Annotated in this window: 40 protein-coding genes and 1 tRNA gene; 7 read left to right on the top strand and 34 right to left on the bottom strand. The window is 32.1% G+C overall.

Going from position 1 to position 26,693, the window contains the following annotated elements; genetic code table 11:
• Window positions 1-22: 22 nt before the first annotated feature.
• Window positions 23-1,501 (bottom strand): cobyric acid synthase CobQ, encoded by a 1,479-nt coding sequence (gene cobQ, locus MFS40622_RS08815; RefSeq protein ID WP_012981325.1) that lies wholly within the window; start codon window positions 1,499-1,501, stop codon window positions 23-25.
• A 750-nt stretch (window positions 1,502-2,251) separates the two neighbouring features.
• Between cobQ and dph2 the strand changes: the two genes are divergently transcribed.
• On the top strand, window positions 2,252-3,223 hold the full coding sequence (gene dph2, locus MFS40622_RS08810) for a diphthamide biosynthesis enzyme Dph2 (RefSeq protein WP_012981324.1): 972 nt from the start codon (window positions 2,252-2,254) through the stop codon (window positions 3,221-3,223).
• Here dph2 and MFS40622_RS08805 read toward each other — a convergent pair.
• The gene (locus MFS40622_RS08805; protein ID WP_012981323.1) at window positions 3,220-3,516 is read right to left on the bottom strand and encodes a hypothetical protein; all 297 of its coding nucleotides are present in this window, start codon (window positions 3,514-3,516) and stop codon (window positions 3,220-3,222) included. The genes dph2 and MFS40622_RS08805 overlap by 4 nt on opposite strands.
• 177 nt (window positions 3,517-3,693) lie before the next feature.
• Between MFS40622_RS08805 and MFS40622_RS08800 the strand changes: the two genes are divergently transcribed.
• Window positions 3,694-4,302, top strand: coding sequence for a TIGR00288 family NYN domain-containing protein (locus MFS40622_RS08800; protein ID WP_012981322.1), 609 nt, complete (start codon window positions 3,694-3,696; stop codon window positions 4,300-4,302).
• 21 nt (window positions 4,303-4,323) lie between these two features.
• On the opposite strand, the gene MFS40622_RS08795 is transcribed toward MFS40622_RS08800, so the two are convergent.
• From MFS40622_RS08795 to MFS40622_RS08655, 28 genes are all read right to left on the bottom strand, one after another.
• Window positions 4,324-4,920, bottom strand: coding sequence for an EMC3/TMCO1 family protein (locus tag MFS40622_RS08795; protein WP_012981321.1), 597 nt, complete (start codon window positions 4,918-4,920; stop codon window positions 4,324-4,326).
• Window positions 4,921-4,969: 49 nt separating this feature from the next.
• Window positions 4,970-5,548 (bottom strand): adenylate kinase, encoded by a 579-nt coding sequence (locus MFS40622_RS08790; RefSeq protein WP_012981320.1) that lies wholly within the window; start codon window positions 5,546-5,548, stop codon window positions 4,970-4,972.
• Window positions 5,549-5,704: 156 nt separating this feature from the next.
• Complete coding sequence (secY, locus tag MFS40622_RS08785; protein ID WP_012981319.1) at window positions 5,705-7,015, bottom strand: preprotein translocase subunit SecY; 1,311 nt, start codon at window positions 7,013-7,015, stop codon at window positions 5,705-5,707.
• Window positions 7,016-7,321: 306 nt separating this feature from the next.
• Window positions 7,322-7,753 (bottom strand): uL15 family ribosomal protein, encoded by a 432-nt coding sequence (locus MFS40622_RS08775; RefSeq protein WP_012981318.1) that lies wholly within the window; start codon window positions 7,751-7,753, stop codon window positions 7,322-7,324.
• A gap of 11 nt (window positions 7,754-7,764) precedes the next feature.
• Window positions 7,765-8,229, bottom strand: coding sequence for a 50S ribosomal protein L30 (gene rpmD, locus MFS40622_RS08770; RefSeq protein ID WP_012981317.1), 465 nt, complete (start codon window positions 8,227-8,229; stop codon window positions 7,765-7,767).
• Between the two features lie 63 nt (window positions 8,230-8,292).
• On the bottom strand, window positions 8,293-8,946 hold the full coding sequence (gene rpsE / locus MFS40622_RS08765; RefSeq protein ID WP_012981316.1) for a 30S ribosomal protein S5: 654 nt from the start codon (window positions 8,944-8,946) through the stop codon (window positions 8,293-8,295).
• A 9-nt stretch (window positions 8,947-8,955) separates the two neighbouring features.
• Window positions 8,956-9,543, bottom strand: coding sequence for a 50S ribosomal protein L18 (locus MFS40622_RS08760; RefSeq protein ID WP_012981315.1), 588 nt, complete (start codon window positions 9,541-9,543; stop codon window positions 8,956-8,958).
• 29 nt (window positions 9,544-9,572) lie between these two features.
• Window positions 9,573-10,022, bottom strand: a complete 450-nt coding sequence (locus MFS40622_RS08755; RefSeq protein ID WP_012981314.1) for a 50S ribosomal protein L19e — start codon at window positions 10,020-10,022, stop codon at window positions 9,573-9,575.
• A 60-nt stretch (window positions 10,023-10,082) separates the two neighbouring features.
• Window positions 10,083-10,508 (bottom strand): 50S ribosomal protein L32e, encoded by a 426-nt coding sequence (locus tag MFS40622_RS08750; protein WP_012981313.1) that lies wholly within the window; start codon window positions 10,506-10,508, stop codon window positions 10,083-10,085.
• A 23-nt stretch (window positions 10,509-10,531) separates the two neighbouring features.
• Window positions 10,532-11,080 carry a 50S ribosomal protein L6 gene (locus MFS40622_RS08745; protein ID WP_012981312.1) on the bottom strand — a complete coding sequence of 183 codons (549 nt, stop codon included), beginning with the start codon at window positions 11,078-11,080 and terminating at the stop codon, window positions 10,532-10,534.
• Between the two features lie 38 nt (window positions 11,081-11,118).
• A complete protein-coding gene (locus tag MFS40622_RS08740) occupies window positions 11,119-11,511 on the bottom strand; it encodes a 30S ribosomal protein S8 (protein ID WP_010869971.1) in 393 nt (130 codons plus the stop codon).
• A 42-nt stretch (window positions 11,512-11,553) separates the two neighbouring features.
• Window positions 11,554-11,715: a 30S ribosomal protein S14 gene (locus tag MFS40622_RS08735; RefSeq protein ID WP_010869970.1), complete on the bottom strand. Its 162-nt coding sequence runs from the start codon at window positions 11,713-11,715 to the stop codon at window positions 11,554-11,556.
• Window positions 11,716-11,728: 13 nt separating this feature from the next.
• Window positions 11,729-12,301: a 50S ribosomal protein L5 gene (locus MFS40622_RS08730; RefSeq protein ID WP_010869969.1), complete on the bottom strand. Its 573-nt coding sequence runs from the start codon at window positions 12,299-12,301 to the stop codon at window positions 11,729-11,731.
• Between the two features lie 22 nt (window positions 12,302-12,323).
• A complete protein-coding gene (locus MFS40622_RS08725) occupies window positions 12,324-13,058 on the bottom strand; it encodes a 30S ribosomal protein S4e (RefSeq protein WP_012981311.1) in 735 nt (244 codons plus the stop codon).
• A gap of 9 nt (window positions 13,059-13,067) precedes the next feature.
• The gene (rplX, locus tag MFS40622_RS08720) at window positions 13,068-13,430 is read right to left on the bottom strand and encodes a 50S ribosomal protein L24 (RefSeq protein WP_012981310.1); all 363 of its coding nucleotides are present in this window, start codon (window positions 13,428-13,430) and stop codon (window positions 13,068-13,070) included.
• A 34-nt stretch (window positions 13,431-13,464) separates the two neighbouring features.
• Window positions 13,465-13,863, bottom strand: a complete 399-nt coding sequence (locus tag MFS40622_RS08715) for a 50S ribosomal protein L14 (RefSeq protein WP_012981309.1) — start codon at window positions 13,861-13,863, stop codon at window positions 13,465-13,467.
• 24 nt (window positions 13,864-13,887) lie between these two features.
• Window positions 13,888-14,241, bottom strand: a complete 354-nt coding sequence (locus tag MFS40622_RS08710; protein WP_012981308.1) for a 30S ribosomal protein S17 — start codon at window positions 14,239-14,241, stop codon at window positions 13,888-13,890.
• A gap of 178 nt (window positions 14,242-14,419) precedes the next feature.
• Window positions 14,420-14,707 carry a ribonuclease P protein component 1 gene (rnp1, locus tag MFS40622_RS08705; RefSeq protein ID WP_012981307.1) on the bottom strand — a complete coding sequence of 96 codons (288 nt, stop codon included), beginning with the start codon at window positions 14,705-14,707 and terminating at the stop codon, window positions 14,420-14,422.
• Between the two features lie 95 nt (window positions 14,708-14,802).
• A complete protein-coding gene (gene yciH / locus MFS40622_RS08700) occupies window positions 14,803-15,111 on the bottom strand; it encodes a stress response translation initiation inhibitor YciH (protein ID WP_012981306.1) in 309 nt (102 codons plus the stop codon).
• A 112-nt stretch (window positions 15,112-15,223) separates the two neighbouring features.
• Window positions 15,224-15,436 carry a 50S ribosomal protein L29 gene (rpmC, locus tag MFS40622_RS08695; RefSeq protein WP_012981305.1) on the bottom strand — a complete coding sequence of 71 codons (213 nt, stop codon included), beginning with the start codon at window positions 15,434-15,436 and terminating at the stop codon, window positions 15,224-15,226.
• 11 nt (window positions 15,437-15,447) lie between these two features.
• Window positions 15,448-16,071, bottom strand: coding sequence for a 30S ribosomal protein S3 (locus tag MFS40622_RS08690; protein ID WP_012981304.1), 624 nt, complete (start codon window positions 16,069-16,071; stop codon window positions 15,448-15,450).
• Between the two features lie 26 nt (window positions 16,072-16,097).
• Entirely contained in the window at window positions 16,098-16,559 is a 462-nt protein-coding gene (rplV, locus tag MFS40622_RS08685) for a 50S ribosomal protein L22 (protein ID WP_048197526.1), read from the bottom strand.
• 351 nt (window positions 16,560-16,910) lie between these two features.
• Window positions 16,911-17,180, bottom strand: a complete 270-nt coding sequence (locus MFS40622_RS08680) for an elongation factor 1-beta (protein WP_012981302.1) — start codon at window positions 17,178-17,180, stop codon at window positions 16,911-16,913.
• Window positions 17,181-17,423: 243 nt separating this feature from the next.
• The gene (locus MFS40622_RS08675; RefSeq protein ID WP_012981301.1) at window positions 17,424-17,588 is read right to left on the bottom strand and encodes a zinc finger domain-containing protein; all 165 of its coding nucleotides are present in this window, start codon (window positions 17,586-17,588) and stop codon (window positions 17,424-17,426) included.
• Between the two features lie 77 nt (window positions 17,589-17,665).
• A complete protein-coding gene (gene mfnE, locus MFS40622_RS08670) occupies window positions 17,666-18,310 on the bottom strand; it encodes a [5-(aminomethyl)furan-3-yl]methyl phosphate kinase (protein WP_012981300.1) in 645 nt (214 codons plus the stop codon).
• A gap of 7 nt (window positions 18,311-18,317) precedes the next feature.
• A complete protein-coding gene (locus tag MFS40622_RS08665; RefSeq protein WP_012981299.1) occupies window positions 18,318-19,547 on the bottom strand; it encodes a M20 family metallo-hydrolase in 1,230 nt (409 codons plus the stop codon).
• A 5-nt stretch (window positions 19,548-19,552) separates the two neighbouring features.
• Window positions 19,553-19,963 (bottom strand): hypothetical protein, encoded by a 411-nt coding sequence (locus MFS40622_RS08660; RefSeq protein WP_048197525.1) that lies wholly within the window; start codon window positions 19,961-19,963, stop codon window positions 19,553-19,555.
• 247 nt (window positions 19,964-20,210) lie between these two features.
• Complete coding sequence (locus MFS40622_RS08655) at window positions 20,211-21,266, bottom strand: SLC13 family permease (protein ID WP_012981297.1); 1,056 nt, start codon at window positions 21,264-21,266, stop codon at window positions 20,211-20,213.
• 24 nt (window positions 21,267-21,290) lie between these two features.
• Here MFS40622_RS08655 and MFS40622_RS08650 point away from each other — a divergent pair, with 24 nt between their 5' ends.
• Genes MFS40622_RS08650 through MFS40622_RS08635 form a run of 4 tightly spaced genes read left to right on the top strand, consistent with a single transcriptional unit; the run spans window position 21,291 to window position 23,638 of the window.
• Window positions 21,291-21,872, top strand: a complete 582-nt coding sequence (locus tag MFS40622_RS08650; RefSeq protein ID WP_012981296.1) for a DUF1847 domain-containing protein — start codon at window positions 21,291-21,293, stop codon at window positions 21,870-21,872.
• Window positions 21,872-22,861: an S-methyl-5-thioribose-1-phosphate isomerase gene (gene mtnA, locus MFS40622_RS08645; protein WP_012981295.1), complete on the top strand. Its 990-nt coding sequence runs from the start codon at window positions 21,872-21,874 to the stop codon at window positions 22,859-22,861. The genes MFS40622_RS08650 and mtnA overlap by 1 nt, the downstream gene beginning before the upstream one ends.
• A 5-nt stretch (window positions 22,862-22,866) precedes the next feature.
• Window positions 22,867-23,190, top strand: coding sequence for a DUF1894 domain-containing protein (locus tag MFS40622_RS08640; RefSeq protein WP_012981294.1), 324 nt, complete (start codon window positions 22,867-22,869; stop codon window positions 23,188-23,190).
• A 1-nt stretch (window position 23,191) separates the two neighbouring features.
• Entirely contained in the window at window positions 23,192-23,638 is a 447-nt protein-coding gene (locus MFS40622_RS08635; protein ID WP_083771420.1) for a DUF1890 family protein, read from the top strand.
• A 34-nt stretch (window positions 23,639-23,672) separates the two neighbouring features.
• Here MFS40622_RS08635 and MFS40622_RS08630 read toward each other — a convergent pair whose 3' ends face one another.
• The 3 genes from MFS40622_RS08630 to MFS40622_RS08620 are packed head-to-tail and all read right to left on the bottom strand — an operon-like array spanning window position 23,673 to window position 25,337.
• Window positions 23,673-24,050, bottom strand: a complete 378-nt coding sequence (locus MFS40622_RS08630) for a hypothetical protein (RefSeq protein ID WP_012981292.1) — start codon at window positions 24,048-24,050, stop codon at window positions 23,673-23,675.
• Window positions 24,051-24,093: 43 nt separating this feature from the next.
• Complete coding sequence (locus MFS40622_RS08625; RefSeq protein WP_012981291.1) at window positions 24,094-24,762, bottom strand: phosphoribosylanthranilate isomerase; 669 nt, start codon at window positions 24,760-24,762, stop codon at window positions 24,094-24,096.
• A gap of 14 nt (window positions 24,763-24,776) precedes the next feature.
• Window positions 24,777-25,337, bottom strand: coding sequence for a cyclic nucleotide-binding/CBS domain-containing protein (locus MFS40622_RS08620; protein ID WP_012981290.1), 561 nt, complete (start codon window positions 25,335-25,337; stop codon window positions 24,777-24,779).
• 249 nt (window positions 25,338-25,586) lie between these two features.
• On the opposite strand from MFS40622_RS08620, the gene MFS40622_RS08615 reads away from it, so the two are divergent.
• Window positions 25,587-25,663: transfer RNA gene (locus tag MFS40622_RS08615), tRNA-Val, on the top strand.
• A 170-nt stretch (window positions 25,664-25,833) separates the two neighbouring features.
• Here MFS40622_RS08615 and MFS40622_RS08610 read toward each other — a convergent pair.
• Window positions 25,834-26,685, bottom strand: coding sequence for a cation diffusion facilitator family transporter (locus tag MFS40622_RS08610; protein ID WP_012981289.1), 852 nt, complete (start codon window positions 26,683-26,685; stop codon window positions 25,834-25,836).
• Between the last annotated feature and the right edge of the window lie 8 nt (window positions 26,686-26,693).

The raw sequence follows: 26,693 nt of genomic DNA, 5'->3' as shown, positions 1-26,693 counted from the left end.
TTCATATAACTTTTGATTTCATTTAAATACCAAACGGCTCTAAATTAACATTTCTCTCTACAACTTCAGCAAAGTAGTTTAAACTTTTTTCTATACTATCTTTATATGAATCTCCCTCAATCTCATTTAAACCTTTCCTTTTTCTAATTAAATTAATAATGTAATTTCTAAACTCATAATTTTCAAATATTCCATGGAAATAAGTTCCTATAGCTAATCCATCACTAAATTTCTTAATAGAGCCATCAAATCCATTTCCGCAGTTTCCAAAGCCCCTCTCAATTTTTATAAGTGGTTTTTCTTTTGAATACGTTATTCCCTCGTGTATCTCATAGCCCTTAACATTAAATATCTTGTTATTTATTTCTAAGCATCCATAAGAGTTTTTAACTACCTTATCATTTCCAAAGTATGTTTTTGCATCAAAGATTTTTAAGCCCTCAATATCTCCAACATCTGATTCTTTCTTCTCTTTATCAATCAACTCTTTCCCCAAAACTTGATAACCTCCACAGATACCAATAACAATTCCCCCATCTTTCAAAAACTCCAAAACTTTTTCATCAAAGTTATGTTGTTTTAAATAATATGCCTCTTTTGTTGAACTCCTTGTCCCTGGAAGCACTAAGATATCTCCTGTTATGTCATCATCAAAGTCAATAAACTTTATAAATGCATCGTATCTTAATGGGTCTAAGTCAGTAAAATTTGATATCTTTGAAAACCTAACTACATTAACCTCAACTCCACTTTTTGCATTTCCAAAACTTCTCATGCTCTGCAAAACTTGACTATCCTCTTCTGGTAGAACAAGATTTTCATCATAAGGAACTATGCCCAAAACTGGAATTCCCGTTAGCTCTTCAATTTTTTCAATCCCTTCTTTTAAAACATCTGCATTTCCTCTAAATTTATTTATCACAATTCCTTTAATAAGCTTCCTCCAATTTTCAGGAAGAAGCTTTATAGTTCCATATATTGAGGCAAAAACTCCCCCTCTATCAATATCTGCAACTAAGATGGCTTTTGCATTAACCATTTCAGCTATCCTTAAATTTGCTATATCATCCTTCAATAAATTTATCTCACAACAACTCCCAGCTCCTTCCATAACAACATAATCATACTCTTTATCCAAAATCTCCAAACTCTCTTTAATTTTTTGTAAAAAGAAATCTTTATTCTTTCTATATTCATTGTAGTTCATATCCTTGTATGGCCTTCCATGGACTATAACTTGAGAGATGAAATTACCTTTTGGCTTCAATAAAATTGGGTTAAAATGCACTGATGGCTCTACCCTGCAAGCTAAGCTTTGAGTGTATTGGGCTATAGCTATCTCTCCATCTTCCTTTGCAACCCTTGAATTCAAACTCATATTTTGAGATTTGAATGGGGCTACTTTATAGCCCTTATTTGCTAAAATTCTACATAATCCAGCAGTTATTGTTGTTTTCCCACTGTTTGATGATGTTCCAACAACCATTATAAACTCTGCCATTTCCATCAACTCGGCATTTTTTATAGTTTATTTGAAACTTAGTTATATTTAATTTAGCTTATTAAAATTTTTAATGTCTATATTAGAGTTTTTAATTTTATGTTCTTGGTTTTATATACTCTCTGTTGGAATTTTGTATTAGAAAATTTATAGAGAGTAATACTGATTTTTTCAATTTTAAGGTTTTGTTTTTGTTAGATTTTGGTAGTTTAAGTTTGTTTTATAGGTTTTAGTATTAGATAATACTTATTTCATAGTAAAAATTAGTTAATTATCGAAATTTTTGTTTATGGTTGTGCTTATAATTTATATACCTATATGCACAACCTTTCTTAATCTTATAAACGATTTAATAATTAAGTAGTAAGAACATTGGGGTAAAAATAGAAAGATATATATAAGAGTTTAAGCATATTATAAAGGCAGAGGGTAAGGGTTTGAATTAGTAGTCCATTAAAATAAGGATGGAAACATTTTTTAAACATGTAATATCACCCCACATAATTGTTTTGTTTGAGTCGGTAGTCCATTAAAACAAGGATGGAAACTCAGCATCTTTTCCTGTTAATATTATTTCTACTGCCAGTTTGAATCTCCAGTCCATTAAAATAAGGATAAAAATGTTAAAAATTAAAATTTGCTTTTTTCTTATAAATTCTATATTTATACATTTAGATTATCAAATTATATTGCATATTTATATCATTTCACAAAACTATTTTTATTGAAAATTTCAAAAAAGGTGATGATTTGTTTGACTTAGAAACTGAAAGGGTTATAAAAGAGATTGAAAATCTAAACAAAAACAATCCAAAAGTAGTTTTTCAAGCTCCAGAAGGTTTAAAATTATCTGTTGAGAAGGAAATTGAAAAAATTAAGCAATACTTTAAACAAAAAAATATAGATGTTGAGATATACTTATGGGGAAATACCTGTTTTGGGGCTTGTGATTTAATAGACAGTCATGTTAAAAACTTAAATGTTGATTTAATCATCCACTATGGACATGAAAAACTTAGTTATGCAAATCCAGAGATTAAAACTCTCTTTATTCCAGCATATCACGTATTTGATAAAGATGAAGAGGAGAAAATTTTAGATAATATAAAAAACTTTATAGAAAAACATGAAAATGAAGGAAAAAAAGTTGCTATAGCAACAACCATCCAATATAAAAAACTTTTAAAGGATTTCAATCCAAGTATAATTTTAGGTTGTAGAGGAGAGATTAAAGAGGGAGATATAATTTTATTTGTTGGAACTGGGAGATTCCATCCTTTAATGCTTACCTACAAATATCAAAGAGAGGTTTTTATATACAACCCAATCTCTAAATGCTTTGATAAGATATCCAAAGAAGAAATTAATAAGTTTATAAAGAAGAGAATTTTAGCTATATCTAAATTAATGCTAAACAGACCAAAAAAGGTTGGAGTTGTTTTATCAACAAAAAAGGGACAGTATAGAAAAAAGGTTTTTGATGAAATTACAAAATTATTAGAAAAAAATAATATCTACTATCTCCCAATATTAGCCGATACTATATCCCCAGATATCTTATTTTATGATGTTGATTGCTATATCATAGTTGCATGCCCAAGGATTGTATTGGATGACTATATACTATATAAAAAACCGATTTACACTCCAGAAGAATTTAAACTTTTCTTGAAAAATAGTTTTAAATATAAGTTTGATGAAATTAAAGAAGAGGATTTTTAACAAAATGTCCTATTTGTCGCTGGCAAGCATAAAGTTTTATTACAATTTGGACATGTTATAACGACCTTATCTTTCTCGTAATATGCTTTAAACGGTTTTTTGCAGTAAGGACAGAGATATATTCTCTCTCCTGTTTCTTTACACTCTCCAACCTCTCCAACAGTAGGATATTTTTCAAAGGTTATATCACTCTCTTTATTTTGATATTTAAAGAACTTTTCAACCATTTTTAGATACATATTTGCAGCATCTTCATTTACACAATCTCCTCCACAGTATGGGCAAATATACATAGAATCACCCTGATTATTGATTATTTTAATTATAACCCATGTAATTTATACTATAAGATATAACTATTAAATTAAGATTAAACACTAAATAGTATAATTACCATCTTATAAATATATTCCCATTTCGTTTAACAGTGTTAGTTAATCATTTTTTATTATATCAATGTTGGTGAAATTATGTGGAAGAAATTAGAAAGCTTAACCAGCAAAATTTATGAAAAAGCATGGAAAAGGAAAGGAGAGCATAGAATTGCATTGTTAATTGACGGCCCAAACATGCTTAGAAAAGAATTTAACATTGATTTAGATAAAATTAGGGAGGTTCTAAGTGAATTTGGTGACATTGTTATTGGTAGGGTCTATCTAAACCAGTATGCATCAGATAAATTAATAGAGGCAGTTATAAATCAAGGTTTTGAACCAAAGATATCTGCTGGAGATGTAGATGTTGAAATGGCTGTAGATGCCACTGAGCTCGTTTTTAATCCAAACATTGACACTATTGCCTATGTAACGAGGGATGCCGACTTTCTTCCAGCAATTAGAAAGGCAAAAGAGAGAGGAAAAAAAGTTATAGTCATAGGAGCTGAACCAGGTTTTTCTACAGCTTTACAGAATATTGCCGATTATGTAATTAAAATTGGAGAGGAATTTCAATTAGATAGAGAAAAACTAGAGAAAAAGAAGAAAAACAAATTTTTAAAGGTTGAAGAAAAGCAGAAAGATAAAGAAGAAGATAAAGAAAAAGGTAACGAAAAGGAAAAAATTAATGTCTTTCAAAATTAATAAAATCATAAATTTAAATAGTTACTTTATTCCAAGTATTTTTCTCAGAACGGTTGATGTTGCAAATGAACAGAGAATATACCAACCCAGCCAACCTAAAGCCGTATTAGAAACTATTTTAAATCCTCCTTTATAAAGTATTGAACCAAGCCAGTGCCAGAAATCAATAAATAAAACCTTAGATAATATTATAGGCAGATACACAACAACTCCATTCCAACCTGGATTTAGTTCCTGATAAACTCCACCAAATCCATAAACGTGCCTTAAATAAATAAATATTAAAATTATTGGAACCCATGTGTATATCATCGGCTTAAAACTCATCTTCATTAGCTCGGCATTGAGTTGCATAATTCTCTGCTGCTCTTCTTGGAGTTTTTCCATCATTTCAGGATTTTTAGACATTTTTTTAAATTTAACCTGAAACTCTTGAATCTCTTTTTTTAATTCAGCAACTCTCTTCTGGTCAACTAAAAGTTTTGTAGCTATATTTATAATTGAAGAGACAATTATTGCAATGATTAAAATTGCTAAGGCAGGATGTAAAACTTTTATTATGGGCATAAAAATTGTATCCAAGGTAGTGTAGTAAATATTTGTTATAGATTCAAACATCAACTCACCTTATTTGGTTATTTAAAAATTTAATATTAACTATAAAGGATTATTTAAGAACCTCGATAAGTTCTTTAACTGCCTTATCTAATAAGAAATCCCTATTTTTAATAATCTTAACTGTTGCTCCTGTTAAAACTGCATAGGTCATAGCCGCACATCTATTCATGAAGATGTGTTCTCCAATATCCTCTGTTGATTCAAAATCTCTCTGTCTTGTTTCATCCTTTAATCTTCTCATCAATATTTCATCGTTCTCTGCTTCAACTAAAACAATGATATCTGGATTTAATTCTTCTAAAACCCACGCTGGAAGTCCTGGCAAATAACCCTTAGGTGTCTTTATTGTGCTGTGTGTATCAACAACTATGTTAGATTCCTTAGCCATTTCAGCAATCTTCTTTCCTGCCAATTTTTGTATTCTTTTTTGCTCTTCTGGAGGTAATTTTCTTAACTGGTCTCTATGCTCTACTAATCCTTCCTCCTTAGCAATTTCAAACATTACAGTCCCAAAATTAACTATCTTGTATTCAATTCCTTCTTTTTTTAACTCTTCAATTGCCTTATTTGTAACTGTTGTTGAACCAACCCCTGGGACTCCTACAATCACTACAACCTTGTTTTTCATCCTCCTCACCTCACAAAATTTTAAGAGATTATAGTGGTCTTTATAAAATTAATAAATTTATTAAAGAAGGTTTGAACGCCTTCTTTGGAAGGCATTCATTTATGCCTTAGTTATTATAAGAAGTTTTGAAAGACTCTCTCTATAAATGTCAATCTTTTACTTATTTAATAATTTTGCTATTACTGGGTGTAACTCACTTACCTTCTCTCTTAGGAGTTGCTCATACATTCTATATACGATAGAGACTGTTAATAAAACCCCGGTTCCTCCTCCTAAAGCTCCAGTGAAGTTTGCAACTGCCGCTAAGAATCCAACAAATGCAGAACTCATAACTGTTAATGGTGGAATATACCTTCTCAATCTCTGCTCAATTGCCTTCTCACTCTTCCTAAATCCTTTAATTGCCATGTTTAATGAGCCAATTCTCTTAGCCATACTTTTTGGGTCTAAGCCAGTAGTTTCAACCCAAAATATACCAAAGATTACACTTAAGATTATCATTGTTATTAGATAAACTATTGCATGGAGAGGGTCTGAAATAACATTCAATAACCCATATGGAGTTGAAAGATAATAGGCAATGCCATCTATTGGTCTTCCTCCCTCATAATGTCCAAGTATTGGAACCCCCATCCTATACAATACCAAACCCCAAAGCTGAACATTTGCAAGTAATGCTGCTGCCAATATAACGGGTATGTTTGAGACATAGATGAATTTTATTGGATATTTCCCAACAGCTCCTTTAATTCTTCCATGGGCTAATGGAATTTCAACCCTCATTGATTCAGCATACACCACTATAAGAAAGACAATTATTGTTCCAAGTATTGGGGCAATGTATTCTATATTTGGAACTCCCTGAATCAATGAGTTTAAAAACTTCCATAAATACCCTTCTGGTCCAAAAGTTCCAACAAATATTGTTTGTGAAACACCAGCAGCAATAAACAGCCCAATACCTGAACCAATACCATACTTTGAAACAATTTCATCCAAATAAATTAAGATTATTGAACCTAAGGCAATCTGAATAACTATCAAAAATGCCAACATTGGAGTTAAAGCTCCAAATGCTCCTGCTCCAACGAATAGAACTGCTTCAACAAAACACATTATTATAGATAAAAGCTTCTGACATCCTTGGAACAAAGCCCTGTTTTCTGGAATTGATAAGTCCATCTGAATGATTCCTGAACCAACCAATAACTGCATGATAATTCCAGCTGTAACTATAGGCCCAATCCCTAAGGTAATTAAAGTCCCCATCTTTGATGCTGTAATTGTTTGCCAGAACTCAAATATCGCTGGAATTTGAGCTCCTGCTGTGTAAATATCGATACACCCCATAATGAAATAAAGAACCAGAACTATTCCAGTCCATTTAAGTTTCTCTTTAAATGTTACCTCCCTAACTGGCAATTCAACCTCTGGAATCTTTTCCAATATCGGAACTAACTTTTTCATAATGTTTTCCAAGCTACCACCTTTTTTAAGTATTAATAATTTTCTTTTTATCAATAAATTTTTGTAAGTGGGAGTATAAATTTTTAGTGAAGTTTAATCCTATAATTTATTAAGTTGAGAAAATAGAAAAACATAGAAAAACGAATATAAAAACCCCACCAATACAATTTGTAAATTCTTTTTAAATCAAGTTTTAAATTTTTAATATCTCTGTTTTTTAGTAAAAAAAGAGATACTATCCTCTCATCTAAAAATCTCCTAACTTCAAAATCAAAAATTAAAAATAAAAAGAAAATTATTAATAATTTATAGTTCAACAACCTCTCCACCTACTGCCTCAATCTTCTCTCTTGCTTTCTCTGAAACTTCTACTGCTTTAACAATCATTGGAATTGTAACTTTTCCTTTACCTAAAACCTTTTCATAACCTAACTCAATTACATCAACAACAAATTTATCTTCTTCTTTTTCAAATTTGTCTGGGTTTTTCAACACAATCTCTTCAAGCTCTCCAACATTTATTGTTTCTAACTGTTTAACTAAGCTTGGGTGTCTCTTGAATCCATACTTTCCGAAGTAGTCAGGCATGTATTTTATAATCCATGTCCATTTGTGTTTATGTCCACCAGCCATTCCTCTTCCTCCCTTGTTTCCAGCTCCTCTCCTCTTTTTATGGCTTCCTCCTCCACAGGTTCTTGAACCTCTAATTTTTTTAACTTTTTTCTTTTTTCTAATCATAAATCATCACCTTACATCATTTTTTCTAATAACTCGTTAATTTTCTCTCCTCTGTAACCTAAAGCTCCACCAACACTGAATGGTTTTTTGATTCCTCCTCTTTCAAATCCTTTTCTTGGTGGGTGTAATCTAAAGACAGGTTTTAATGGAGTCTCTTTTAATTTAATTTCTCCTTTTATAATCTTTTCTGCTAATTCTTCAACATCCATTCCTGTTAATTCCTTTATGATTTCTGGATTAACTTTCTTGTTTCCTGGTAATCTTCCTCTCTTTAAAATTAACTTAACTAATGTATCTTTATCAATTTCTCCCCATGTTACGTAATCCTTAACTTTCTGCAACATCCCTTTAAATGTTTCTGTTTCTGGAACTATTACACAGTGATTTACTTTGTGCAATCTCAACATTTTCAGTGTGTCTGCTATATCTCTCCTTACACCGATTCTCCCTCTTATTCTAATGACAGCATAAGCCATATCTATCACCTTATCAAAATAAAAGTTTTAAAATAGCTTAAAGTTTAAAATGAGAAAATTAACTTATAAAACTCTTCCTTCAACAATCCCCAATTTCTCTTTGTGTTTTTCCATAACTCTTGTAAAGTTCAAGCTCTTTAATGCTTCAAATGTAGCCATTGCAAAGTTGTATGTTGTTCTTGTCTCTCCAAATGTCTTTGTCCAAACATCTTTAATTCCTGCTAAGCCCAAAACTGCCTTAGCAACATCTCCAGCAACTAAACCAACTCCCTTTGGAGCTGGCAATATCTCTATTGCAGTACTTCCACACTTTCCATATCCTTTGTATGGAATTGAGTGCGGTGTTCCACAACCACACTCCCAAGAACCGCAACCTCTCTTAACTCTAATAATGTTTTTCTTTGCTTGAGCTATTGCCTTTCTAATTGCAGGCCCTACTTCCTTAGCTTTACCTTTTCCAACACCTACATAACCATTTCTGTTTCCTACAACAACTGTAGCTCTAAATCTTGCTCTTCTTCCTGACTTGTGCATTCTTTGAACTAACTTAACATCTAAAACCTTCTCTTCTAAATCTGGTAATAAGGCGTCGACAATCTCTGGCTCTAAAATTGGTAAGTTGTTATCTAAGATGTAATCAATATCAGTTATCTGCCCTTCTTTAACCATTCTTCCAATAGTGGTTTTTGGTTCCCACTCGTCTATGTTGAATCTCATCATCTCACCTTAAAACATACTGTCTATTTTTGCCTTTATTTCTTCAAAGTGTTCTGGCAGTTTTTCTGGTTCTAATCCTTTCTCTAAATATTTTGAGAACTGCTTCTTGTATCTTTCTTCATCCTGTTCTTTTAACATTTCAGCGTAGGCTTTTATGTGTTCTCCTCTTATTCTCTCCTCTGATGGCAATATATCTTCCCCATGTGGAATTTCCATTCCAGCATCTAAAGCTCCTTTTAATATTGCAAATACAGCAGCTCCTTTTGTAGCTCTGTGCAATCCAATATCTAAAACTGCCTCAGTGTAGCCTTTAGCTAAAGCTTTCTTACCTAACAAGTAACCTGTTAAGTATGCTGATGGCAAGTTTCCAGTGTGTCCTTTATAACCTAACTTAATCAACTCTCTTGAGTGAGCTGAAACAACTGTTTTATCTCCCTTTTCATCATACAATACAATTTGAGCAATGCAGTGATTCAAAGTTTTTCTCGCAACCAATCTTGGTTTTCTTGATAATAATAATCTTAATCTTTTTCTGTAATCAGTTTTTGCCTCTCTTCTTCTTCTAAATTTAACTCTATAAGTTGGACCTGTTGCCATAATTTCTCACCTTCCTGCTAAAAATTGTTTTATTGTTTTAAGAGGTCGTGTTCTCTCATGTAAAGGAATAAGTGGCTTCTACTTCTAAATGCTCCTCCTTTAGCCATTCTGTAAAGTTTTCTATAGACTTTTCTATCAATTTTTCCAGTATCTCTTAATTGTTTGAGTGTTTTTCTTAAAGCTCTAATTGTAGCCATCCACTTTTCTTTTGGTGGTGTTCTTGCTCCAGCAGCTCCTCTTCTTGAACCTGGTCCTCTTCTTCTACCTTTTTTTCTCTGCTCCTTCAACTTTTTAACTCTTGCACTGCTGATTCCTTTTTTCTGTTTCTTCTTAATAACTCCCTCTTTAATTAAAACTCTTATATCATCTTTTGACATAGCCATTTTAACTCTATCCAATTGAGTTGGGTCAATCCAAACCCTGTCTATACCACATTTCAATATCTCAGCTGCCATTCTCCTTTGAACGGATACATCCATAACTATCACCTATGACAAAATCAAATTTATATCAAAGAACAGGTAATTGAGAATTATAATTTATTCGTTAGTTTCATTTTGTTTTTCAGCTAATTTTAATAACTCTTCCTGTTTCTCTTCTGATATGTTTAATATTCTTATTCCCAACTCTCTTGCTCTTTTAATAATTTCAATTTTCTTTCTTTTACCAACTGTTGAAGCTATTCTTGCTCCCTGTGTTTCTGGATTTAACTTTTCTAAATCTTTTACATTGTAAACTAAAACATCCTCTAATCCGCTTGGGTGTAAGCCCCTAACTGCCTTAGGACTTCTGTAACCAATCTCAACAACTGGAGGTTTCTCTTTCCACTTTAATCTCATCTTACTGTGTCTTCCTTTTGGTCTTCTCCATTTCTCTCCTAGTCTTTTATGTCTATGAGCCTCCTGTCTTATAAAGTCAGGCTTTTTCATTTTTAATTTAAATCTTAATCTTAATAGCCTGTTCATAATTTCCCCTCAGCTATTGTTTTTTAGATAGCTTTTCCAGCTTTCTCTACAATGTAGATTCCATCCTGGAAGACTCTTGGGTCTCTTCCTTTAATTCTTGTTGCCTGCTCTATGTTAGCAGCTGTCTGCCCAACTTTTTCCTTGTCAATTCCTGTGACTATAACATCCTCTCCACTAATCTTAACGGTAACTCCTTCCATAATTCTTGCTCTTCTTGGGTGTTTCTCTCCTAAGAAGTTTTCAATGATAACCTCATTACCTTTAACGCTAACCTTCATTGGGAAGTGTGCATATCTAATCTTTAATTTGTATGTAAATCCTTCGGTAACTCCTTTAATCATGTTGTTTATATGAGCTCTTATAGTTCCAACCATAGCTTTGTCTTTTCTTCTTGGATATTCGCAGAAGATAACTACTTCATCTCCCTCTTTTTTAATTACAATTTTTGGATGCTCAAATTTTCTTCTTAACTCTTTTCCTTCACTTTTTACAACAACTTCATTGTTGTTTATCTCAACTTGAACATTTTCAGGGATTTTTACCCTTTCCTCAATATAGGCGGCAACTGGCATAAACTCACCTCAAAATTTAAATTTAATTTAGAACGTGTTTAATAGACATAAGCTAACAACCTTCCTCCTAATCCTCTTTTCTTAGCTTCTTCGTGGCTCATAACTCCCTGTGTTGTTGAAACAATTAATATACCAAAGTCTCTTGCTGGCAAGTATCTCTTTTCAAACTTCTCGTATCCAAATTTTTTAACTGGGAATCTTGGTTTTATAGCTCCACACTTGTTTATTTTCCCTATTAACTCAACCTTAAATATCCCAGCTCTACCATCTTCTATAAATTCAAACTCTCCTATGTAGCCGTTATCCTGCATAACCTTTAAAACCCTTCCAATTAATTTAGACGCTGGTTTTATATACACTACCTTTTTACCCACTCTCTCACAGTTAGAGATATGGTTTAATGCGTTTGCTAGTGGGTCCATTAAACTCATGTTTTCCCTCCATTAAGAATTTTTAGTAAAGAGTGTTTTGGTTTAATCTAATTTTTTAAATCCTAATTTGTGAGCAATTTCTCTAAAACACTGTCTGCAAAGGTTTAATCCATACTTTCTAATTAAACCTGGACCTACATGCCCACATCTTTGACATGGTCTAATTCCATAACCATACTTCTTTTTCCATGGTTTTTTTGCCATCTACATCACCTTTTTATTGTGTTTCTTCTTCCTCTTCTAACAATACTCTCTCAACTTTAACTCCAAATGTTTTTTCTATAAATTCAATAGCTTCTTCTCTTGTTAATCTGTGTCTTCTTGGAATCTTAGCTCTGCATCTCTTTCTTCTCTTAACTCTAAATCCAGGTCTCTCTAATGTAACACAAACGTCCATTCCAAAGATACCAATCATTGGGTCGTATTTTTGCCCAGGGAAGTCAATGTGTTCATGAATACCAAATGAGAAGTTTCCATAATCATCAAATGAATAATCATACAATTTTTTACCTTCTTTTTGGAATGCTTCAAATGCATTCTTTAAAAATTCCTCTGCCTTTTTCCCTCTTAATGTAACTTTTAATCCAATTGGTAACTTCTTTCTAATTCCAAATGATGGGTTTGTTTGCTTAGCTCTTGTTCTTATTGGTTTTTGTCCTGTTAGTTCCTCAATAACTTGAGCTCCTTTTGTTAATCTATCTCCACTCTCTCCTACTCCAAAATTAACAACAACTTTTTCAATTCTTGGTTTTAACATCGGATTCTTTTGCCATAACTCTTCAAAGCTCATGTTTCTCCCTCATCTATTCAATTTATAATTTAATTATTGGTTCTTCGTCTCCAACAACGAAGACATAGTCTTTAACTGTCTTAAACTTCTCTCCATCCATGTTTTCTAATGTGACAATGTCTGGATATATTCCTCTTCTCTCAATCTCAACAATCTTAGCGAAATCACCGACGTGTTTTCCTCCTGTAATGTATGCTAATTTACCAACTTCAAATGGAATGTGTGCTTTAATTTCTTGTTCTGGAATTGAGATTAATAAGGTGTCTCCTGTTTTGTAAACATCTTCCTCTGCCTTTGTAGGGTCTGAAACTTTGATAACAATGTTTCTTCCATCGTGTAAATTGAGCTGTATATGCCCACCTTTAATAACAGTCTTGTTCTTAATTTTACATAATTTTACATCTGGGTTTTCTGTTGGTTTTAATTTAATCCTTCCTTTTCTATCAAAGAGGACTCTGTAATTTTCGTCTGCCTCTGGTAATGAGACAACATCCATTAATCCAACTGGTAATTTTTCTTCCTTCCTGACTCTTCCATCAACTAAAACTTTACCCATCTTAATAATTTTCTTTGCTTCTCTTGCGTTATCTGCATACTTCAAAACATCTCTAATAATCAGCAATAATGGTAATGACTCACTCATTGGGTGTGCTCCTGGTAATGGTCTAACTGTAAATTTGTGAATCTTTCTTGGTAACTCCCATCTAACTGGAGCTGCCAATCTTTTTAAATGTCTTTTTGGTCCTTTTTTTGCCATCCTTTCACCTTATTCATTTTTAATGTGTTTGAATCTTTTTTCATCTTTGTCATACAACTTGATAATCATAACATTTGATGGATGGATTGGGTATGGAACTTCCCTTCCATCCTGCTTTTTATTGTTTGCTCCTTCAACATAGATTCTGTATCTTTTCAAATCAACTTTGATAACCTCTCCTTCTAAGCCTTTGAAGTCTCCTCTCATTATTCTAACAACATCTCCCTTTCTAACTGGGATGGCGTTTTTACCCAACTTTTCCTTCAACTCCTTTGATAACATTGCACTCATAACTTTTCTTCTCAAGTGGAGAGGAGCATTAAATAATGCTTTTCTTTGTTTTCTTGGTTGTTTTGACTTTGTAAAAGCCATAATTTTCACCTTAATTATTTATTATTTTTTAAATTTAGATAATTATCTTGGCAATTCTTGCAATACCTGGCCATCTTTCAGCTGCTTCTTTAGCTACCGGCCCCTTAATATCTGAACCCTTTGGGTTTCCATCTGGTGTTACGATAACAACTGCATTGTCTGCAAACTTAACTCTTGTCCCATCTGGTCTTCTAATTTCTTTTCTCTGTCTAATAACAACTGCTGGCAAAACCTGTTTTCTCATTTCAGGAGTTCCTTTTTTAACTGTAACTATTACCATATCTCCTACTCTTGCTGTTGGTAACCTTCTTGCAACCCCTTTGTAGTTTTTCACAGCTATAATTTCAACTTCCTTAGCTCCGGTGTTGTCAGCACAAATGCATCTTGCTCCAACAGGTAAAGCCCTAACAGGTTTTGAGCCAATTGCTTTCATAGTTTTTCACCTTTTTTTTAGATTTTATTCTTCTCCTTTAATTTCATCAACTCTTCCTAATTTCTCAACTACAACGAATGCCTTTGTTTTACTTATTGGTCTGCACTCCATAACTCTTACAATATCTCCAACCTTTGCGTTTATGCATGGTGGGTTGTGAGCTGCTAATTTTGATGTTCTTCTTTCATATCTCTCATACTTCTTGATGTATTTTATAATCTCTCTCTTAATTATGACTGTTTTATGTGGCTTATCACTAACTACAACTCCAACAAAGCTCTGCCCTCTTACTGGAAGAGTTCCGTGGAATGGACAGTTTTTATCGTCACATTCTACTTCTGGAGCTTTAACTGGAATTCCAATATTTCTTGCTGCCATGTTTTTACCTCCTAATTTAGGTTTTTAGTTTTTGTTATCAATAACACATAGGGTTATAGATAGTTAAGGCTAAAATATTGTTTATAGAGAAGGTGGCTACTAAATGAATAAAAACCCATATATTACTTTAACGGTTGGGGCAAAAATAAGTGCTTTTCAAAACTTAATACACTTACAGCTAATATGGATAGAGTGTCTTTATTTTTCTCTTTAATCTCTCTTCTGGCCTTCCTATTAACAATCTCCCATCAACCTTTACTTTACATCCCTTTAATTGAAAAACAAACACTGCAACATCCTTTGGGATTCTCACTTCTTTCCCATCCTCTTTTTCTATCACTAATGTATTTCTTGTTTCATCCACTACTCTCCCTTTAATCCCTACCATCGCTTTGTTCTTTGCTTCGACAATCTCTACTCTAAGCCCTATAAGTTCATGCCTCAATATGTTGTGAGGAGTTATCATGATGCCCCAACCGTTTTACGGGGACGGGGTGTGCCCTTTTCGGGCATCCGCGTCCCCTTTTATTAGTTTTTAAAATAATTTAATAGATATCAAATTTACCTAATTTCAATTGAATCTCTTGAGAAACCCATTTTAACGAGTTCTTCAGCAACCTTTTTTCTATGGTCTCCCTGGAGTTCAATAGTATCTCCTTTAACGGTCCCTCCACAGGCACAAATATCTTTTAATTTTTTAGCAAGCTCTTTTAAGTCAATAACGCTTGTATCAAAACCTTCAATTATAGTCATTAATTTACCAAATCTTCTTTTTGTAACGTATATTTTTATTTTTTGTTCTTCTTTAGCTATTTCTTCACAAACACATAGTTCTTTTGGTAATCCACATCTTGGACAAATTTCTGGCATCACTGCACCTCTGTATTTTATATGCCATCTGAGTAAGTAACTAAGTATAAGTAAATAATATTAGGATAAGGTATTTAAATTTTTGCCTTAGATTTTAATTTGATTTTTGTTATTATTGTGATGCCATTCTCCTCTTTTCATTCATTATTGTTAATATTCTCGCTATTGTCCTTCTGATTTCTCTCATTCTACCTGGATTTGAAGGAGCTCCAGCAACAGCTTTGCTTGCTCTTTCTTTTAACAATTCTCTTTTTAATTCTACGAGTTTTTCTTTTAATTCTTCCATTGTCATGCCTCTTAACTCATCTGCTCTTAATATAGCCATGTTTTCTCACCTTACTGCTCTTCTTCAACCACGTGTTTAACTTCTGTATCTTTAATTATAATTTCATCTGGTAATAAGACATCTGGTCTCATGATTTTTACTGTAACTCCAATAATTCCTGGCTTTGTTTTTGCTATTGCTCTTCCCTTATCAACAAGCTCTTCAGCTGGCTCTCCACAATGTTTCATGTATCCAGCCATGAACTTCTCTGTTCTTGCTCTCTCTCCAGTTAATTTACCTGAAATAATAACTATAACTCCCTTAGCTCCGGCATTCATAACTCTTCTTACTGCAGTGTGCCCAACTCTTCTGAAGTGCAATCCTCTCTCTAATGACTGAGCTACTTTTTGAGCAACAACTTGAGCATCTAAGTCTGGGTTTTCTACTGGTTTAACATCGATTTGTGGTTTTTCAACACCAAACTCTTTAGCTAATTTCTCTGTTAATTCTCTAATTCTACTTCCTCTCCTACCAATAACAAAACCTGGTTTTTCAGCATATATAATGATTTTTGTTCCTATAGGGGTTTTTCTTATATCGCAGTGGCTGTATCCTGCTCTGCTTAACTCCTTCTTGAAGTACTCATCAATTAACAATCTCTTAACATTTTCTTTAACAAATGTTCTTTCTATCATGGACTTCCACCTTTATATCTCATTTTTTAGTGGTATTCTTCTAAGATAACTTGTATATGAACTGTTTCTTGGAACTTAGGTGTAGCTCTACCAAATGCTCTTGGCATGTATCTTTTGATTGTTATTCCTTTGTTTGTTGAGATATGTTTTATTCTTAACTTTTCAGTGTTTAAACCTTTGTATTCAGCATTTGCTTTTGCATGCTGTAATATTTTTAAGATTGCTTTAGCTGCTTTAACTGGGTATCTACCAGCATGCCAGCCAAGCTTACCTTTTCTGTGCCCTACTTTCTTGCAGTGTCTTCTAAATAGAACTGGTCTTCTCATTGCAATAACATCCTCTAAGAACTTTATTGCTTCATCCAACTTCATTCCATTTATTGATTTGCAGATTTCTCTCGCATGTTTTCTTGATATTGGAATGTTTCTTCCCATAGCCCTTGCTGTTTTTTCAGGATTGACTTGTATCTTATATTTTAATTTAGCCATCATTATCACCCTTAAGCTTAAAATGGTTTAACTGTAGAAGTTTATATACTTTTATTATTGTTCAACTCATAACAACCCAGAATGCCACATATATTGTTTCATAGATATAGCCAGCTTTTCAACATCAAATTGTAGAGCATTCTGGGAGTTTCTATTTTTTATTTAAATGTTATCATATTTATTTGCAGTCTGTTTATGCAATTTAAACTATGAATTTATCATCAGCGACGGTTGAGATTTTAGAATGTAAGAATATAAAATTTTTAAAGTGTTATATATAATTTACGAATAAATAGGTAGCAACAAAACAAAAATAATTTTCAGCCCAATATTCAAAAAAAGTATTAAAATTTATGCCAATGAAACTTCTACTGTCTCAACGCTCTCAACCTCGTCAATTTCAGCCAAAGCATTTTCTATTGGCTCTGTTCCTCCCTCTCTTTCTTCCATTTCAATAACTGTATATATAGCGTATAAACCAAAAGCTAATGGCTCATCAAATAATCCTCTTATAGCAACATCTTGCTTTTCTAATACTTCTTTAATCTTCTCTTTTAATTTCTCCTTATCAACTTCTGGGCTTGTAGGCATAATTTTTATTTTTGCTAATACAGCTGCCATTTTTTCCCTCCAAAGTTTTTAGTATAATAGGTTATGGCCCTTCAAATCTACATCCATAGGGTTAACACCCTATTGGCACAGGACTTTCACGGTTTTGGATTATTTAAGGAATTTAGATGCCAAAGGCATCAATATTCAATTAAAAAAATTATTCCTGTGAAAGTCCTGTGGGTATACCCAGGATGCATTGATTAGCTAAAGCTAATCAATGCCTCTCCTAAATTATTGATTACGCCAACTACTTTATGGCCCTTCAAACCCACATTTTGGACATTTGTATGGGTTATTCAACTTTCTGCATCTTTCACATCTTACAATCTCTACTTCTCCACAGTTTGGACATGGGAATTTTGTTGATTTTTCCCTTGGAGCTATCTCAGCATTACAGCTTATGCAAACGTATTTCATCTCTCCCACCTGACAAATTTTTATAATTTTTTATTTTTTTATTTTTATGGAACTTTTAAGAAAGTTTGTGTATTTTACTATTCTACTCCAATAACTCTCGTATATATGTTGTGTTTTCCCTCTAAAATATCTATAACTCGCTCTGGATATTTGCCATTAACAATGTAAGCGTTCATTTTAAATTGTTTTAAAAGAATTGGAAAGGTCTCATCTACAGAGGTTAAACCTTTAATGTCATTTGCATTAATGATATTTAATAGTTTCCCTCCTGGGAATTTGTCATATATGCCATCAACATCAGTTGCTATTATAACTTCCCTAACATCTAATAACTTTCCTATATATAAACTTAATGAATCTGATGTTATAGCCCAAGAATGCTCGGCAATATCTGTTGATAGTAAAATTTTTGAAGGTAATAATATAGCTATCTTTTCTTTTTCTATTTCTCTTTTTAAATCAAATAATGTATCATAAGCTTTTATATTTCCAATTTCAGCATAAACCTCTCCAATCAAATCCATACATTTTATAGCAAGTTTGTGAGATAGTGAGTTTGAAATGTTTAGAGTTTTATCTATCTTTCTAACGACATTTGCAAACTCTCCTCCACCTGGAATAATAACTATCTTTTTATTATTCTCTTTTGCATAGTTTTTCAAAGCTTTTAATAATGGTTTTGCATCATAAGTTAGTGAGCCACCGATTTTTATTAGATGCATGTTCTCACTATCTCAAAATTTCATAAAACACTTCAGCCATCTTAACCAAATCCTCTATCTCAATATGCTCATTTGGTTGGTGAGCAGTTTCCTCACCAATCCCCCAAACTGCTACACTATAACCTTTATATCTCAAAAATGCTGCAACAGTTCCTCCTCCCATTCCACAAAGCTTAGCATCCCTATTTAAAACCTTTTTTATAGCTTTTTTTAGCTCTTTAATAATTTCTGCATCTTCATCTGTGTAATTTGGATTCTCTGCCTTCAATATCTCATAAGTTATCTCTGCTTCAATTAAACTATCATAGTGCTTAATATACTTTTTAAAGTCAAAGTTTCTGATAAACTCATCTATAAACTTTAAAACATCTTTTATTTTGTAAGTTGGCAAAATTCTGCAGTCAAAGACAACCTCAACATGTCCAGGGATTGTATTTGGATTCTCAACTTTATTTTTCAATATTGTTGGCTCAAAGGTTGAGTATTCTGGCAGGAATATTGGGTTAACCTCATCAAATTTTTCATATAAGCTGTTATATAGCTCATAGGCAAAGTTAAATGCAACTATATCGGCATTTAGCCCATTCTCTGGTGTGCTACCATGACATTGTTTTCCTTTAATGTTAAATTTTATCCACAAAATTCCCTTCTCTCCAATCTCTATAAACTCTCCAGTTGGTGTGCCAAAGTCAGGTACTATGATTAAATCATCCTTTTTAAATATCTCATCTTCAAAGTTATCCAATAGATATTTTAAGCCATATTCACTTCCATCTTCTTCATCAGAGACAAAAATTAATGATAAGTTGTATTTTGGCTCAATATTATTTTCAAAAATCATCTTTAACAACAGTAAAGAAGAAACAATCCCTTTATGATTGTCTTCTGCCCCTCTTCCATAGATTTTTCCATCTTTAACTACTGGCTCATAGGGGTTGGTTTCCCATAAACTAATATCCCCTTCTGGAACTGTGTCTAAGTGGGAGATGATATGTAACGTTTTATCTTTACCAAAATCTATTCTAAATACAATATTTGGTCTCTCAATACCACATTTATCTATAACGTTGTATTCTTTTAAGCTATAGTTCTTTATTTTATACTTTTCAACGTATTCCATTAATTTGCTTTTAACATACTCTGCCTTTTCTTTCTCCCCTTTTCCTCCAAAAGAAGGATTGACTGAATTGATTTTTATTAAATCACTTTCTAAATTTATAGCTTCTTCTCTTAACATGATTATCATCTCTTATATTTTATGCAGTTTGATAGAATTTGTAAAAATGCTTCTTTATCTTCATCACAGAGGTTTAGCTCATTCAACATCCTAATTATCTTATGTATTATTTGATAGTACCCCCTATAAATTTTAAAAATTTTTAATGAATCTTTAGTTAACTCATATACCTTTTTTTCTTTTCCAATTTTTGTTTTTTCTTTAGATTTTAATCTTAGACATCCAATTTTTTCAAGTTCTTTAATTATATCACTTATCGTCTGTTCTCCAACGTAATGTTTTTCAGATAACTCACTATATTTCATTTTTTGATTAATTTTTCTGGTTATATTATAGATAGTAATTTCTTCCCCCTTAATTCCAAGATTTATAACCTCTTCCATTAATTCTAATTTATTATGCAACTTTTTTGGCATAATTTCATCCAAAATTTTAGGTGTGCATATAATAGATAATATTAAAAGCATTATTCAAAAACACTTGAGATTTTTGTTGAATATTCCTATATATAACCCAAAGTGATTGTATACTAATTGTAAAATTTGCTGGGGGTGAAGCCCATGGTAGCTCCAAGAAAACCAAAAAACCCAAAGAACTAATTTAGCCCTTTAAACCTTTTTTCTTCCTTCAAATTATTTCAATTATTTCTTCCCTTTTTTACCTTTAAAATATTGTGAGATATACAGCTAAAGCAGTTAAGTGCATTAGATATATTACTCCCCCAACTAATAAAAATCTTATGATACCCACTTTTTTATCAGACAACCTTAACGTTATTAAATTTGCGAATGAAGCAATTAAAGTTCCATTTCCACCAACATTAACTCCATAGGCAATAGGAAGCCATTCATTGTATATATTTGAGAGCAATACAGTAGCTGGCACATTTGAGATTATTTGAGATAGCAAAGATGAATAAATCATCAACATAATTTCATTACATTTTATTGAAAACATATTAATAATTCCAATCCTCTTTAATCCCTCAATATCAACAAAGAGGAAGATAAAAGTTAATAAAAATAAGTAATCCACTTTAGCTCTTTTATAAATCATAACTGCTAATATTAAAGGCAATATGTATAAAAAAAACTCCAAAAATCCAAAAACACACAACAAAACCAAGATAAAAATGGCAGTATAGATAATCCACTCTTTTTTAAACTCGATATCAATATCTACCTTAGCATCATACCTTTTAAATTCTAAAAATGGCAAAATAACTAATATCCCAAAAACTTCAAATGGAAGCATGTTGATTATAAATTCCAAAGCTCCAATATTGTAGAAATGATACAAAAAGAGGTTTTGAGGATTACCTATTGGTGTTAAAGCACTTCCAATATTTGCAGATATACCCTCAAAAATAATAAGCTTTTCCAAATCTTCTAAAGGCATGTTTGTGTATTGGTTAATTATCAGTGTTAGCGGAATGATAACAAATAGAGAGACATCATTTGTTATTAGAGGAGATAAAAACAGAGTTAAAAATATTAAAGCAATAAAAATCCTCTTTGATTTCTTTAAGATTTTTAATGAGATGTAATCTAAAAACTTCGTATCTTTCATAACATTTACAATAACCATTAAATAGAATAGGGAGAAAATTGTTTTCCATTCGACAATATGAAGTAACTCTATTGGCTTTATAATGCCAAATAGCAAAAGCAACATCCCAATACAAATAAACATTAAGAATATAAATGTATCAATTCTCATACTTTCCCTCTATGGTGATTAATTATGAAATGCTCCCAATGCAATAAAAAGCTTTGCTATGCTGGAAAAAACTGCAGAAAGGACATAACAGAAAAAATAATAGAAGAATATAAGAAAGAAGACAACTTAAAGATTGCTAAGGTCTCTGCCTATATTGAAGCAACCTACTATATGAAAAAAACGAGATTGGAGGAGATAATAGAGTTCTGCAAACTCATGGATTATAAAAAAATTGGCATAGCCTTTTGCATAGGATTAGAGAATGAAGCTAAGATATTGGATAAAATCTTATCTAAGCATTTTGATGTTTATTCTGTGTGCTGCAAGGTTTGCGGAATTGATAAGGATGTTTTTGAGCTAAATAAAATTAATAATAACGAAAAAGAGGCTATGTGTAATCCAATAGGGCAAGCGGAAATTTTAAATGAGATTGGAACTGATTTAAATATTATTGTTGGATTGTGTATTGGGCATGACATTTTATTTCAAAAGTATTCAAAAGCTCCAACAACTACGTTTATTGTTAAGGATAGGGTTTTATCCCACAACACAGCTGGGGCTATTTATACTAAATACTATCTTAAAAAACTGTTAGAGGGGGAATAATGACAAACGACTTAAGACCAATAATATGGGATGATGATAAGAAAGAGTTAATTTTAATAGACCAAAGAAAGCTTCCAAATAAATTAGAGTATTTTATCTGCAAAACCTATGAAGATGTTGCCTATGCAATAAAAGACATGGTTGTTAGAGGGGCTCCAGCTATTGGTGTCTCTGCAGCTTACGGCTTAGCCTTAGCTGAAATTAGAGGAGATGACATCTATAAAGCTTATGAAGTTTTAAAAAATACAAGACCTACTGCAGTCAATCTATTCTGGGCTTTAGATAGATGTTTAACTGCTTATAAAGGAGGGAAATCAATCTTGGATGAGGCCAAAAAAATCCATGAGGAAGATATAGAGACATGCAGAAAGATTGGGATGATTGGAGAGAAGCTTATAGATGATGGAGATACAATATTAACTCACTGCAATGCTGGGGCTTTGGCAACCTCTGCCTATGGAACTGCTTTGAGTGTTATTAGATTTGCCTTCTACAACGGCAAAAAGATTAAAGTTATAGCAGATGAGACAAGACCAAGGTTGCAAGGGGCTAAATTAACAGCCTTTGAGCTTAGCTATGAAGGTATTCCAGTTAAGGTTATAACAGACAACACTGCTGGATTTTTAATGCAGAAGGGAGAGATAGATAAGATTATAGTTGGAGCAGATAGAATATTAGCAGATGGGACAGTCTATAACAAGATTGGAACTTACAGCTTGGCAGTTTTAGCTAAATATCATGGAATTCCATTTTATGTTGCAGCTCCTCTATCAACGTTTGATTTAAAAAGTAGGGAGGAGGATGTTATTATAGAGGAGAGGAGTGAGGATGAGGTAGCTTATATAAATGGAGTTAGGATAGTGCCTGAAGGAGTTGGCTGTTATAACTATGCCTTTGACAAAACTCCTCCAGATTTGATAACTGCCATTATAACTGAAAAGGGCATTGTAAAGCCAAATAAAGATGATATATTAAAGCTTTTTAGGTAGAGATTATGGGATGCATTGATAAGCTAAACTATGAGATTTTATATAAAGGAGGTTATAAAGAGTGTGCAGAGTATATAAGGAAAAATTTTAAAAATATCAAAGAAATGGAGGCTGGATATGAGATATTTGAGGGAATCTTTTTGATTGGAATCCCTCCAATACCAGTTGCCTATGAGGACAACTATGTAATCTTCCCATACACAAAACCATGCTATGGAACGTTTGTTCTGAGAGTAAATCTTGACGAGATAAATAAAGAGAAGAAAGAGGAGAAGAAAGATAAAGACAAAAGTAAAAAAGGCCTATTATCAAGATTAAAATTCTGGTGAAATGATGAATGTCTTAGTTATAGTTGGATGTCCAGAACCTCCTGCCTTAATTCCCTCTGTCTTATATCTAATAAATCAGCTAAAGAAAAGAGGATTTGGTGTAGTTATAGCCGCAAATCCAGCCGCATTAAAGCTGTTAGAGGTTGCTGATGATGACAAATATTATTTAAAAGGTGTTGGGGCTGTTGATATAGATGAGGGGCTTAGAGGCATTGAAGGCATTGATAAAATAATTGCCTTTGTCCATAACGACGGAGGAGTTAGCTATACTGCAACCTATAAGGCTAAGTATGGTAAAGACACTTATGCAATTGTCTTTGGAAGGCAGATAAATAATGATTACGTTGAGACATTGAAAAATAGTGGCATAGAGGTTTATACTGCAAGAGCATTTCACAACCCAATACCTATTGTAAATAGGATAAAACAGATTTTAAATATTATTTAAACTCTTTTTTATTTCAATCCGAATATAAGTTTTATTACCTCAATAGCATTTTGATTGTTAAAATTATAGCAAATATGACAATAATTATCAATATTTTTATTTGGTTAATTTTATTATCAATGTATCTTAATATTTCCTCTTTCATTGCCTTCATTTCTTCTCTAACTAACTCAATTTCATTTTTAAGTTCTGTTTTGGTTAATAAGATATCCTCTTTTGTAGCTAATTCATTTTTTAATTCATCTTTTAGCTCATTTTTTATAATAATTTTACTCTCTTCGAATCTTTTATCAATTCTTTGTTCATTCTCTTTTATAAACTCTTCAATTGCTTTAGATATAATCTCTGCCTTTTCCTTATCTTGCACATACTTATAAACTAACTCATACAACTTAGCATAGGCAATAGCCATAATTCCCCCAAATTTTAAATATCTTCCTATACCTTTAAATATTTTAAGCCCTTTTAACAACTTCCAAAAACTCATCTACTTTTTTAAAGTCTTTCTTTCCACCATAAGCCTCTAATGAAGATGACACGTCAATAGCATAAGGTTTAACCGTTTTTATTGCCTCTAAGACATTATCTCTATTCAAGCCACCAGCTAAGATTAATGGCTTTTTTAGAGATTCTCTCAACTTCTTAGATACCGCCCAATCATGAGTTTTTCCTTCAAATTTTATGTTCTCTATCTTTGTATCAACTAAGATTGCATCTGCATACTTTTCATACTCTTTTGCAGTATTCAATAAAGTTTTAAAATCAATTTCCTCATCTTTAGGTATATGGATGACTTTAATTATATCAGCGTTTAGATTTCCATTATTTTTTAAATCTCTTAATTCTTTAACAAATTCTAAGCTCTCAAATCCATGTAGTTGTATAGCATTTGGTTTTAAGGCATTATAAACTTCTAAAACCTCCTTTATACTGTTTGGCATCAATACAGCAACTAATGATGTGAAAGGAGCAACGTGGCTTTTTAATTCAGTGGCTTTATCCAAAGAAATTTTTCTTGGAGTTTTTACGGGAACGTCTACTATAACTCCAACTGCATGGACTCTTTTTGATATATATGCCATATCTTCCTCGTTAGTTATTCCACAGATTTTTATCTTAACCAATTTTTTCACCTACGCTATTTTATTAACATTATCTTCTTTTTTTTCACATTAGGTTTGCTATCTTTTTTATCACCCTTACTTTGGTCTATTTTTCGTGTTTCTTTAGATTTGTCGCTACTTTCTTCACTAGTAACCTCGTCAATAATCTGAAGTAGATAATTTACAAGCTCTTTTAAAGTGGAAATAATCTCTGGAGCAATTTTTATTAAATCTTCCTGTGTTATTACCCCAATAATTTTTCCTTCATCTACAATAAACAATTCGTTGGTTTTATATTTATTCATGATTTTCAAAGCTTCGTCAATTGTTGTATTTGGTGGAATAGTAACTAACTTACCTGAAGAGATATCCTCCACCTTAACTTTGTCTGGAGACAGCTTTTTAATCAGTACTCTTTTTATTATGTCTTTATCTGTAGCCACTCCAATACTCTCATGATTTGGTCTTTCACATACTACAAGAACGCAAGGAACATCTTGTTCAACCATCAGTTTTGCAACATCATATACTGAAACATCTCCACTAACCACTATTGGTTTTTTCATTATAAGTAAGACTGGAATCTCCCCCACCATTGTAATTCCCCAATTTATGTTAGATTTTTAAAAATTTTAAAACACTTTCTTAGATTCTAACTCTTTAATCATTTTAATCTCTTGATGTATTTATACCTTAGTATATAATAGAGTTACTGAAAATCAACATTTCAGTAAATTTTTATTACATACTTCTTTAAATATTTTTATATATTTGACATTACTAGTTAGTTATAACCGAAAACTTTATATATAAGTTACGCATACTTTAATTTCGCTTGTGGTTGAGGGCTCGTGGTCTAGATGGCTATGATGCCGCCCTGACACGGCGGTGGTCGGGAGTTCGAATCTCCCCGAGCCCACCATATATTCTAGACTATCCTAATTCTAATTATGTTGATGAAACTTTTTCTAAAAGTTTCGTTTGTATCTCCTGAGCCCACCATATATTTTATTTTTGGAAAGATTAATCTATTATTTTGAATATTCAACTTTAATATAATTTAAAATATTTTAAAAAAGTATAAAATTATAACTAATCCACGATATCTACATGAACATAAGCTCTCTCAACGTTATCCAAACTTTCTAATCTATTTTTAACTGCAACTTCAATATCGTGCATCTCTTTTGCTGAAATATTTGATGGAACCTCCACATGTAGTTCAACATGGATTCTTGGCCCTACATAGTGAGCTTTTATGTCATGCACTCCAATAACTTTATCCACAGTCAATGCCTCTTTTTTAACGAGTTCAAAGAATTTTTTTGGTGGGGACCTTCCTGTTAAATAATCAATGTTTGTTAAACATATATCAAAAGCTACTTTTGCTATCATCAAAGCCACTATTATCCCAGCTATGGCATCCCCATAATAAATGCCGAATTTTTGCAACAACAACCCAACTAAAACTACAACACTACTTAGGGCATCACTCCTATGATGGTAAGCATCTGCAATTAAAACTTGGCTATTTAATTTTTTTCCAATAAATAAAGAATATCTTGTCATCAACTCTTTAACAACTATTGATAAAATAGCCACTGCTACCATTATAATATTCACTTCAATTACTTCTCCAGATATAATTCTCTCTACTGCATATTTGCCTATCTCATAAGCTGTAAAAAATAAAGCTAATCCTATAAAAAAAGAAAAAAGACATTCAAATCTCGAATGTCCGTATGGATGAGATTCATCTGGTGGTTTTGATGCAATTTTTACACCAATTATTCCAATAATACTTGTTATAACATCAGATAAAGAGTGAATTCCATCAGAAATTAGGGATATACTTGAATAAACATACCCTATAACAATTTTTATTAATCCTAATAATATATTTCCTACAATGCTCACAATTAATGGCTTTTCTACTTCTCTCATAATCAGCC

The organism is Methanocaldococcus sp. FS406-22, from assembly GCF_000025525.1.
Classification (GTDB): Archaea; AGJL01; Methanococci; order Methanococcales; family Methanocaldococcaceae; genus Methanocaldococcus.
The sequence above is the reverse complement of the archived record's forward strand: the minus strand, read 5'-3'. Positions and strand labels throughout refer to the sequence as shown.